The sequence below is a fragment of the Clostridium sp. J1101437_171009_A5 genome (assembly GCF_015547905.1).
Lineage (GTDB): Bacteria > Bacillota > Clostridia > Oscillospirales > Oscillospiraceae > Pseudoflavonifractor_A > Pseudoflavonifractor_A gallinarum.
The window spans coordinates 1-9969 of record NZ_JADMVY010000023.1 but is presented as its reverse complement, the minus strand read 5'-3'; the positions used below and the strand labels follow the sequence as shown (position 1 = coordinate 9969).

The 9969-nt window shown below is 54.1% G+C and carries 10 protein-coding genes; 3 read left to right on the top strand and 7 right to left on the bottom strand.

The window, feature by feature from the left end:
- The 7 genes from mobQ to I2C21_RS16965 form a co-directional block, all read right to left on the bottom strand.
- The coding region (mobQ, locus tag I2C21_RS16995) for a MobQ family relaxase (protein ID WP_195279859.1) at positions 1-1433 on the bottom strand (1433 nt) is incomplete at its 3' end.
- Between the two features lie 410 nt (positions 1434-1843).
- Complete coding sequence (locus tag I2C21_RS16990) at positions 1844-2050, bottom strand: DUF3847 domain-containing protein (protein ID WP_195279858.1); 207 nt, start codon at positions 2048-2050, stop codon at positions 1844-1846.
- 4 nt (positions 2051-2054) lie between these two features.
- Entirely contained in the window at positions 2055-2264 is a 210-nt protein-coding gene (locus tag I2C21_RS16985; RefSeq protein WP_195279857.1) for an LLM class flavin-dependent oxidoreductase, read from the bottom strand.
- Between the two features lie 391 nt (positions 2265-2655).
- Entirely contained in the window at positions 2656-4035 is a 1380-nt protein-coding gene (locus tag I2C21_RS16980) for a DNA primase family protein (RefSeq protein WP_195279856.1), read from the bottom strand.
- Positions 4013-4633 (bottom strand): CHC2 zinc finger domain-containing protein, encoded by a 621-nt coding sequence (locus I2C21_RS16975; RefSeq protein WP_195279855.1) that lies wholly within the window; start codon positions 4631-4633, stop codon positions 4013-4015. Before I2C21_RS16975 ends, I2C21_RS16980 begins: the two co-directional genes overlap by 23 nt.
- A gap of 66 nt (positions 4634-4699) precedes the next feature.
- Positions 4700-6619 carry a DUF4368 domain-containing protein gene (locus I2C21_RS16970; protein ID WP_195279854.1) on the bottom strand — a complete coding sequence of 640 codons (1920 nt, stop codon included), beginning with the start codon at positions 6617-6619 and terminating at the stop codon, positions 4700-4702.
- A 1-nt stretch (position 6620) separates the two neighbouring features.
- Entirely contained in the window at positions 6621-6824 is a 204-nt protein-coding gene (locus tag I2C21_RS16965) for a transposon-encoded TnpW family protein (RefSeq protein ID WP_007885061.1), read from the bottom strand.
- Between the two features lie 262 nt (positions 6825-7086).
- Here I2C21_RS16965 and I2C21_RS16960 point away from each other — a divergent pair, with 262 nt between their 5' ends.
- Genes I2C21_RS16960 through I2C21_RS16950 form a run of 3 tightly spaced genes read left to right on the top strand, consistent with a single transcriptional unit; the run spans position 7087 to position 9915 of the window.
- The gene (locus I2C21_RS16960; protein ID WP_195279853.1) at positions 7087-7938 is read left to right on the top strand and encodes a sigma-70 family RNA polymerase sigma factor; all 852 of its coding nucleotides are present in this window, start codon (positions 7087-7089) and stop codon (positions 7936-7938) included.
- Between the two features lie 31 nt (positions 7939-7969).
- On the top strand, positions 7970-8890 hold the full coding sequence (locus I2C21_RS16955; RefSeq protein WP_195279852.1) for a DNA gyrase inhibitor YacG: 921 nt from the start codon (positions 7970-7972) through the stop codon (positions 8888-8890).
- Positions 8887-9915, top strand: a complete 1029-nt coding sequence (locus I2C21_RS16950; protein WP_044939852.1) for a virulence RhuM family protein — start codon at positions 8887-8889, stop codon at positions 9913-9915. Before I2C21_RS16955 ends, I2C21_RS16950 begins: the two co-directional genes overlap by 4 nt.
- The last annotated feature ends 54 nt before the right edge of the window (positions 9916-9969 follow it).

Sequence of the window (9969 nt, the reverse complement as noted above, 5' to 3'; positions counted from 1 at the left end):
CGAAGCCCGGCATACTCGTTCAAGGCAGCGTCCAGTTCAGCAGAATATTTCTGTTCCTGTTCTTCCAGCCGTTTCAGGCTCTGCTCCATGGCGGCAATGTCTTTCGGAAATTTATCGGCGGCATCTTCCTCGGTATATGCCAGCGATGCCAAAAGCATATTTTTCTCCGAACGCAGTTCCTCCAAATCCTCTGTCAGAACCGCTATCTTAGCCGCCAGCTCCCGGTGTCGAAATACATGGACAGCAGAGAGCGCCTTTTTCTCGGTAAGCAGGCTGCGGCGCTCTTTTGTCTTATCCCGAATGTCCTTTGCCAGCTGGTTGTACTGTGTGAGGGCAGGGCGCAGGGTATTCAGTGAAGTGTTCAGACGCTCCTTGCCTTTGCGGAGATACCCCAGCTGATAGCAGAATAGCAATAGATTTTTTCGCAGATTTTCCATGGCCTCGGCAAGCGCCGGTAGGGTGCTTTTAACTGCCTGCGCCAGTTTTTTGACCTGCCCTCTCAGTTCACGGAGCAGGGCATTGTCCGCCTTGATCTGCCGGTTCAGTTCGCACCGGTCAGAGATGATACCCTTTTTCTCCATGGCTCTGGCAACCACACCCTCATGGATCGTAGGCTGCTCCAGCAGCCCACGCTCGGCATGGCTGCGGTGGTCGATGCGTTCTTCGTGCCCGGTGCGCTCCAGATAGTGGTTTGTCACATCCGCCCATGCAGCCCGCCACAGAACAAGTTGCTCATCGCTGTTCCAGCGTTCCGTGATGGGGTTCTGTCTGCCGAATTTGGTACTTTTGGGATACTTGGATACCCGTTCATAATCCTGGGCCTGCGCTGCGGACGGGGCCATATACACCTTCTTTTTGCCTACCTTGTACTGGTACTGTTTCTCCCAGCCGTCGGCCTGCGCCTGTTTGAACTCGGCGGCGGTAAAGCCCCGTTCCTCGCCATCTTTGACACAGAGATATTCTTTCTCGGTCTTGTACTGCCATTTTCCCTTTTCATCCAGCGGGCGCACCGTCAGCAGGATGTGGGCATGGGGATTGTGTCCGGGAGGATATGGGTCATGGATGGCAGCATCAGCGCACATTCCGTCTGCAACAAACTGCTCCTTGATGAAATCTTGCAGGAGCTGGATTTGTTCCTCCCGGCTCAACTCTATGGGCAGCGCCGCCACAAATTCACGGGCGAGGCGGCTGTCCTTTGCGGTTTCGGTTTCCTCCACGGCGTTCCACAGGGTTTCCCGATCCTGCCACTCTGCGGGGGCGGTGGCTGGCAGAAAAACCTGCCGCCATCCAAGTCCCTGTTTGCGGGTGTAGTCGTGCTGCACTCCGTCATACTCGTTGAGCATCCGGGAACAGCTCAGATAGGCCGCAGCAGCCACGGCGGAGCGTCCGGCTCCACGGCTGACCATCTTGGCCTCCAAATGATAAATCGCCATAAATCACCTTGTCCTTTCTGAAAGGGGTGCCCCGAAACAGGGCACCCTTGTTTTCGCTCAGTGCGTCGTGAAATACGACGCACCACCAGGGGTGCCCTGTATCTGTGTCAAGCTGCCGGTGGCAGGTTGACGCAGGCAGGCGGCGGGATGGGGTGGCAATATACCACCCCATGAACAGGGGCTTCCAAAACGGAAGCCTCTGCGCCGGCTGTGTGGACAAGGCTGGCAGTTTGGCAGAAATGCAGCCTTGTCCAGCGGCTCCCGCAGGAGCCGCAATCCCCCTCGGAGAGCGCACGTGCCCGACCAACGGGAGGGCTACCACCGCCTGCTTTAGCAGGTGGTGAGTAAGTGCGCCCTTCGGGATAAAAAAGAGGGAGGCCCCCGGTTTCCCGGAGACCTCCCAGCCGTTTTCAATCGTGTCCTGTCAGCTTTCGCCGCAGGTATTCTTCCAGATTATCAAGCCCTACCGTCTGTACTTCCGGCAGCATTTTTTCCAGCACAGCGCCCTCCTGAATGAGCCGCCTTGTCCGTGCTTTTCGCTCCTTCACCCGGTCCCGTGCCTGGGCTTCCTCCAAGCGGTGCTTTGCCTGCAACAGTTTCTTTTCTTCACTTGTCATAGGTTTACCTCCGTTTCTGCCAGATCAGGTCATAGCCCAGCACATCGGTAAGCTCCACAACCTCCTTATAGCGAATAGATTCCCGCTGGAGCTTGGCGGACAGGTTGGAAACACTGTCCGACCAGCCGTATTCCTCGTGGAGCCGGTCAACCAGCTCCTGCATGGTATATCCCGCCCGGATGATTTGTGCCTTGATTTCGTTGCGTACCGTCATCACCAAAATCCTCCTAAATTTACTTGATAAAAAAGCGAAGCTGGCACGCCCTCTGGCATAACCGCTTCGCTGTGTCGTGAAAAATCCCCTTGTCACCAAATCCGTTCAGAATCGCTGGTGTGATGTCCTGTCCATAGGTCGCACCTTCCGACTTTTCCGTTTCGTGTGACTTGGCTTGAAACCGTGCATTTCCCCATAATTCCATGCACTCGGTTCACCGGGGCGAGAAGCGCGGTTTCGCAAAATGATTTCTTCCAACCGTCAAATACTTTCCGATTCCCACTTGCCCTGATTTACCCCTCCGATTTTGCCAGTGATTTTTGAGATATAGCCGCCGAATTGCTATAAAAGGGAGAACAACGGTCAATCAAAGTGTACGTACGTACATTGTTCAGCGCCGCCATTCCTCCGGCACATCTTCCGGTACGTACGTACGCATCGAATCACCGGAAAACACTGATATATGATTTCTCACCAATACCTCAATTCCCAGAAAGCCACGCACCCGCCGTCCGGCTGCGTTGGTCACATTGTTGCAGTATTCCAGATTGTAGCGGCTCTGGCAGGCGATCAGGGCTTCGCTGAAGCTGCGGGGCTTCAGGGCAGGCAGGTTGTTTTCGGTGCAGTAAATCTGGTATGCCTCGTACAGTTCTTTGGAGCTGGCAGATAGATCGGCTTTTAGGCGAACATACCCGTCAGAATCCAGAAAATCATAGACATTGTTGTTGTCCCGTTTGACTGCCTCCCGGTTTTCTCTGGTGCGGTCGCTTTCGGTGAACTTGAAGTTGTTGGCGGCCAGCCGCTGCAATCCCTCAAAAGCCCACAGCAGAATACCCTCCACCTCGGCTTTCATCTTCTCGGCAAGGTCAGGATCATCCACACGGCCAGCCGGTTTTTCTTTTGTGGTCAGCACCAGCTGGCGGCGGTAAAATCCGTCACTCCGGTCAAACAGGGCCTGCAAATCTCCGTTGGAGAAGGCCAGCAACCGGGCGCACATCCACCCCTGATAGCTTTGCTTGCCCTTGCGCTCCAAATCCATCTTGCCCTGGGCGGTGACAATGGATTTCACATAGTTGGTCTGGCGCAGGGCCTCCATCCGCATATCGTCGTCCACGCACAGGAGGATATGTTCCAGGTCAGCACGGGCAAAACGGTTCTCGGATATTTTTCCGATGCTGCCATCCTTCATGTTGGAGCCGAACAAAGTTCCCAGCACAGCGCCGATCTGCGACTTGCCCTCGCCGCCGCTGCCTTTTATGACCATCATCCGTTGTCCCTTATTGCTGGGAATCAGGCAGTAACCGATATATTCCTGCAAGGTGGGGATATCCTCCGGGTAGAGCAGACCGTCCAGAAATTGCAGCCAGAGGACAGGTTGTGGAGCATTAGGATTATAGGCCACAGGGAAACGGTTGCGGACGATTTTCGGCTTTCCTTTCGCAAAAGTTCCGTCCAGAAAAAGTGTGCCGTTGGAAAGGTGAATCCGATCCGGCTCCGGGGGAAAATCCTCCACCAGTGCCGCCAGCTTCATCAGCTCCACAATGTTGCTGATTTTGCGGGGAATGTTGCTGACCGCACAGCATTTCAGTTCCTCAAAAATCTCTCCCCGCAGGGGTAGTTCGTCTGTCACACGGCCTTCGGGCGTGAAAAAAGCCCCGTTTGTGAAGATGATCTTGTGCGTCTGCAAGAACTCCTCACAAAACAGGGCTTCGTTGATGCTTTTGCCATCAAACCAGACGGGCATCCCGTCAAGCTGCGCTTTGTTTTTCATGGGCATCGTCCTCCTTTTTCAGCCTGTCCAGCCGTTCCTCCAAACCGGCAATCAGGCCATCCTTGTTCAGCATTTCCACGATTTTCACCCGCTGTTCCAGTTCGGCGTCAATGAGCAAATCTGCCAGATACTCCACATAGTCCAGCATCTGGCAGGCTTCCACAAACCGGTCATCCAGAACATCTTCCGGTGTCTTGGGTGCGTACTGCACCTTCCAGCTTTCCAGAAGATGCAGATAATCACACAGCACCCGCAGACAGCGCACTTCTTCCTGCCGGTATGCTTTCAGCAGAGGACGCTCCGGTTTTGGTAAGGCGATTGCCGCCGGGGGCTTGTCCGGGTCAATCCCGAAATCCTGTGCCAGTTTCTGCGCTGCTTCGTAACTGTTCAGGCCAAACATCCTTGCCACAAAGTTAATCACATCGCCGGTGGCTCCGCAGCCGAAGCAGTAAAAATACCGTTCATTCAGCTTCATGCTGGGGTGCCGGTCCTCATGGAACGGGCAGCTGCACATCCCGTTTCGGTTGACTTGCAGCCCATAGTGTTCCGCTGCATCCGGCACACAAATGTTCTGTTTTACCAGTTCAAAGAGTGTCATAAAAATCCCTCCGTTTCAGGGCATAAAAAAGCGGCCTGCCCGGTTTCTTTGGGCAGGCCGCAGTCCTTATGCAGTTTGTGATGTTTCCGTTTCTTTGGCTTTCCGCTTTTCCTGCCGGTAGAACTTCTCCCGGCAGGCGGGTTTGCAGAATTTGGCGTTGGGGCGGACAGACTGGAACGGCTCTCCGCAGCACTGGCACACCAGCTGGTACGGTTCACCCGGAACAATCAGCCCCTCGGCAATCTTCTGTTTGCGCTCCTTCTGGCGCAGATATTTTTCATGGTCACGGATGCGCTTCTGGCGGCGCTTTTCCTCCGCAGCCAGTTCTTCCTCGGTGGGTTCGGGCATGGGCACTTCAAATTTTCCGATAAAGTTCAGGTAAATCTCAATTTCCTGCACCCGTTCCCCGGTACTTCTGTCCGGGGCATGGACCAGAATTTTCTCCACAAATTCATGGAGCATGGGGGCGGTAAGCTCGGTGAAATCCGTATATTTCTGTGCCAGCGCCAGAAAGTGGCTGGCACGGTCGGTGTCCTCGTGAAATTGGTCCAGCTGTGCCTGCTCGGAGGCAAGCAGCTGTTCCAGCTCCGCCTGTTCCTTCTCATATTCGGCACACAGCAGCTCGAACCGTTTTTCCTCCAATTTGCCCATGGCATAGGTTTCATACAGCTTTTTAATCAGCACATCCAGCTCGGCGCTGCGTTTGCGCTCTTTGGCGACCTTGCGTTTCAGCTCCTTGGCCGCTTCCTGCTGGCGAACCTGTGAAATGCTGCGAACTTTCTGAATAAACTCTTCCTTGTTCTGGATGGCATAGCTGGCGGTAGTGCGGATGGTTTCCAGAATCAGAGCGTTCAGGGCTTTGGTGCTGACCGTGTGGGAAAAACACATCTGGGTTTCCCGCTCAAAGGTCAGGGTGTAGGTGGAGCAGTTATAAAAGTCGGTTCCATACTCCCGCCCGTCCTTTTTGCGTTTGCCCCGGTGGTTATACATCTTGGCTCCGCAGTCGGCACAGAACACAAGGCCGGTCAGGGGATTGGCGACGCCGGTGGTGTCCGTCCGGCGCACCGTCCGCTTCACCTGCTGGGCCAGTTGCCAGGTTTCCGGGTCAACGATGGCCTCGTGGGTGTTCTCAAAAATCAGCCAGTCGGACGGATCATTTTTTACCCGCTTATCCCGATAGGACTTCTTGGAAGAACGGAAATTGACGGTGTGCCCCATATACTCCGGCTTGGTCAGCATGGAACTGACGGTGAAGCCGTACCAGTCATAAGGGCGGCTGGTGTCCACGGTGTTCTTCCGGCTGCCTCTGCCGTTTCGTGCCAGATAATAGGCGGGGCACTCCACCTTTTCCTGCGTGAGTATCTTGGCAATCTCATGGGGGCCGTGCCCCTCCACCGCAAGCCGGAAGATTCGCCGCACCACGGCGGCGGCCTCCTCGTCTACCAGCCAGTGGTCCTTGTCCTCCGGGTCTTTTTTGTAGCCATAGATGGCGTTGTTGGTGGTGGGCTTGCCTGCCTTGCCTTTGACACGGTATGCTGCTGAAACCTTTTTGGACTGGTCACGCAGATACCATTCGTTCATGATATTGAGAAAGGGAGCAAACTCGCCGCTGTCCTGTTCCTCGCTGTCGATGTTATTGGCGACAGCAACAAAATGAACCCCATTCTGCCGGAACATTACCTCGGTGTAAAAGCCGGTTTGCAGGTAGTTTCTGCCGATCCGACTTAGGTCCTTACACAGCAGATGGGCCACCTTTCCCGCCTCAATGTCCGCCACAAGGCGCTTCCATGCGGGACGGTCAAAGTTGCCGCCGGACCACCCATCGTCTGTGTAGTGGACGATATTGGTGTAGCCCCGCTGTGCTGCATAGCTTTCGAGATAACGTTTCTGGTTCAGAATGGAGTTCGAGTCGCCCGTGAGGTCATCGTCACGGGACAGGCGCTCATAGAGCGCAGTGATTTTTTCTTCCGTCTGTCTGTTTGCCATATCAGGCGCTCCTTTCAGACGGACGGCTCATTTGTGGCAGTTCCATTATACCACATTCCGGCTGGTTTGCCAGCCCGTCATTGCGGATCAGCCGCAAAATTTTATCTTCCATCGTTTCCTCGGCGGTTTCGCTGAGGTAGACACGAACTTTATAGGTGGTGTTGCCAATGTGCCGGGTCAGAAATACGGCGTTTTTATCTGCCATAGAACCTCTCTTTCTTGCGCTTTCGGCGCATCCGGTGTATACTGTTGTTATGGTTCCGCTGCTTGTAATCTGCGATTGTGTTACTTCTTTTTTGTGTCAAGCCTGAACATGGCGAAAGCCCCCTTTCTCCAGCGTGAACGAGTCGTTGTAACCCAAGTAACTTGTTTTCAGATTACCCTTTCACTAATAGGAGAAATCCGGGGTGCAAAACGGAACCATTTTTGAAAAATCGCAAAATATTTTTTTGAAAAGAGGTGGGGTCATGGCGTATCTGTCTGATGACGAGCTTCTGGATACCGAGGGTGGCTTCACCGGATGGGACGATGAGACAGGCACTGGTGCAACGGAGGAAACGCTGGAACAGGCGCTTGCGGAAGAACGTCTGGCCGAGCTGGAAAATGAGCTGGAGCAGGACGAACATCCCATCGACTATGAAGCGGAGCTGGAGGACGAGGAAGAAGAAGCCGCCCCGGTCAGCGAAAAGCGGCTGAAACGGGAGATGCGGGCCGAGGCCATACGGCGGCTGGAGGAAGCCGCCCGCACCGAAAAGGATTTCCGGGCCGTGGTGGAGGAATGGAACAAGCTGGACCGGAACCGGGAGCGCCGGGAACGGGACCATGAAAACCTCCGTGGAGATGTGCCGCTGGAATATCAGGCGGTGCCGGAACCGAAGCTCATTCCCCGATGGATGAACAACCCTGCATACCGGCAGCTGATGGCCGGAAACTTTCTGGACATCCTGTTTGACTGCCCCTATGAGATGCACAACCTGACCGCCGATGCCTTTGTTTCCCGCATGGTGGAGGAACTGAGCGAGGAACACAAGGAAGTTCTATATTTTCTCTCTTTGCGGCTGTACAGCACCACCCGGCTTGCCGCTGTGCGTGGGCAGTCTGACCGCAACATCCGCAAGCTGCGGAAAACCATCCACAAGAAATTGCAGCGCCAGATGTATGACCATCTGTGCGGCAAACAGGAGCATGGCGGCAGCCTGACCTTGCGGGAACGCCAGTTTTTGGAGGAATACTCGAAAATCGCAAGGAAACAGGGCAAGGATGCCGTGATCCGGCGGGAGAACAAGTCCAAGCGCAGAAAAAAGAAAAACCGCCCCTGATAATTGGGACGATTAAGGAGAAAGGGCGTGTATGATGAAAAATTTATTTGAACAGTCCCGTTCCCATTGGGTGCGGTACGATCACTATGAGCTGAAAACGGCAGAAGATGGCAAGCGGTATATCACCCCCGGCAAGAGCGCAAAGCCGGATGTCTACAATCCGCTGAAAGAGGTCCCCAACATTGTGCTGGATGCGCTGAATGTGGGGATGCTGATGATGGGACGCAAGCCGGAAGCAGAAGTGGAAAAGGCGGTGATGGAGTTCGTTACCCGGTACGGCCTGCTGGGGCTGATGACCGCCCTGCCCACCACGCCGTCCTTTATGGACTATGAGGCGGTATACCTGCCCAAAAACCACTTCATTAAGGAAGAATCCATGGCGACAGACAAATACCTGTCCCTGTTTTATCCTTTTGACCAGCTGGACGTGGTGAAGAAGGGCATTGAATCCACATGGAATGTGTCCGGAGACCGGGCCATGATTGCTTTGACTATGACCTTCATGGATGAGCCGATGGCCAAGAACATGAGCTTCCAGCGGGAATATGCGGAACCCTACGAGTGGGTTGCTCAACAGTTCAAGGACTGGGCCTTTACGCTAACCACCGCCTTTTTCTACTACAATGACTATGATTTCATGGGCGAGGACGAACGGGGGCTGCACCGCAAGGCTATGGCCGCATTTGGCGGGATTGCCCCCACCTACCACATTGAGCTGCTGGATAAGCCTACCATTTACTGGGATTTCCATTCCCTGCTACTGGGTATCCAGATGATGTTCAGCTTCATGCTGGTGGACGGGGATCAGCCCCTGCGCCTGTGCAAGCACTGCCAGAAGGTGTTTCTGGGCAGCCGGTCCAACGCCGCCTTTTGCAGCCCACGGTGCAAAAATCAGTACAATGTCTACAAGAGCCGGGGAAAGAACCGGACGGATGGAGGTGACCAGGAATGAGCGAGGAACAGGGGCTGACCCCGTATGAAACCAGAGAAATCCTCTTTTACAAGACCGAAAACGGAGAAGTGCGGGTGGAAATCCTGCTCTTTCAGGAAAACCTCTGGCTGACACAGGCAAAAATGGCAGAGCTGTTCGAGGTACAGAAAGCAGCCATTTCCAAGCATCTGAAAAACATTTTTGAATCCGGCGAACTGAACGAGGATTCAGTTGTTTCCAAAATGGAAACAACTGCGGCGGACGGGAAACGGTATCAGACCAACTATTACAATCTGGACGCCATTATCGCTGTGGGGTATCGTGTGAACTCCAAAAAGGCGACCATGTTCCGCATTTGGGCGAACCGGGTGTTGAAAGAGTTCATCATCAAAGGTTATGTGATGGATGATGCACGGCTGCGGGAGCCGGAGAACTTTTTTGGCAAGGATTATTTCGAGGAACAGCTGGAGCGTATCCGGGACATCCGGGCCAGCGAGAGAAGATTTTACCAAAAAATCACGGACATCTATTCCCAGTGCAGCGCCGACTACGATGTGGAAAGCCCCATCACAAAGGAGTTTTTTGCCACGGTGCAGAACAAGCTCCATTATGCGGTCACCCATCATACCGCCGCCGAGATCGTATATGGGCGTGCCGACAGCACCAAGCCCAACATGGGCCTGACCACATGGAAAAACGCCCCCAAAGGCCGCATCCGTAAATCAGATGTCACCGTTGCCAAAAACTATCTGAACGAAACGGAAATGCGAAACCTGAACGAGATCGTCACCATGTATCTGGACTATGCGGAACGGCAGGCCCGCCGGGGAAATGTCATGTATATGGCCGATTGGGTCAAGCGGCTTGACGCATTTTTACAGTTCAACGAGGAAGATATTCTGCATGATAAGGGCAAGGTGACCGCCGCCATTGCCAAAGCCTTTGCCGAGAAAGAGTTTGAAAAGTTCCGGGTTTTGCAGGACAGAACCTATCAGAGCGACTTTGACCGGCTGGTTGCAGAAACTTCGGATGATCTGACAGAATAACCATATACACAGAAAGCCCACGCCTCCGGTTATCTTGCCGGCTGCGTGGGCTTT

What these genes read in the sequence shown, in the direction of transcription:
- I2C21_RS16950 (WP_044939852.1), top strand. Translation starts at nt 8,887, where the DNA reads ATGAGCGAGGAACAGGGGCTGACCCCGTATGAAACCAGAGAAATCCTC.
- I2C21_RS16985 (WP_195279857.1), bottom strand. Translation starts at nt 2,264, where the DNA reads ATGACGGTACGCAACGAAATCAAGGCACAAATCATCCGGGCGGGATAT.
- I2C21_RS16970 (WP_195279854.1), bottom strand. Translation starts at nt 6,619, where the DNA reads ATGGCAAACAGACAGACGGAAGAAAAAATCACTGCGCTCTATGAGCGC.
- I2C21_RS16955 (WP_195279852.1), top strand. Translation starts at nt 7,970, where the DNA reads ATGATGAAAAATTTATTTGAACAGTCCCGTTCCCATTGGGTGCGGTAC.
- I2C21_RS16960 (WP_195279853.1), top strand. Translation starts at nt 7,087, where the DNA reads ATGGCGTATCTGTCTGATGACGAGCTTCTGGATACCGAGGGTGGCTTC.
- I2C21_RS16965 (WP_007885061.1), bottom strand. Translation starts at nt 6,824, where the DNA reads ATGGCAGATAAAAACGCCGTATTTCTGACCCGGCACATTGGCAACACC.
- I2C21_RS16990 (WP_195279858.1), bottom strand. Translation starts at nt 2,050, where the DNA reads ATGACAAGTGAAGAAAAGAAACTGTTGCAGGCAAAGCACCGCTTGGAG.
- I2C21_RS16975 (WP_195279855.1), bottom strand. Translation starts at nt 4,633, where the DNA reads ATGACACTCTTTGAACTGGTAAAACAGAACATTTGTGTGCCGGATGCA.
- I2C21_RS16980 (WP_195279856.1), bottom strand. Translation starts at nt 4,035, where the DNA reads ATGAAAAACAAAGCGCAGCTTGACGGGATGCCCGTCTGGTTTGATGGC.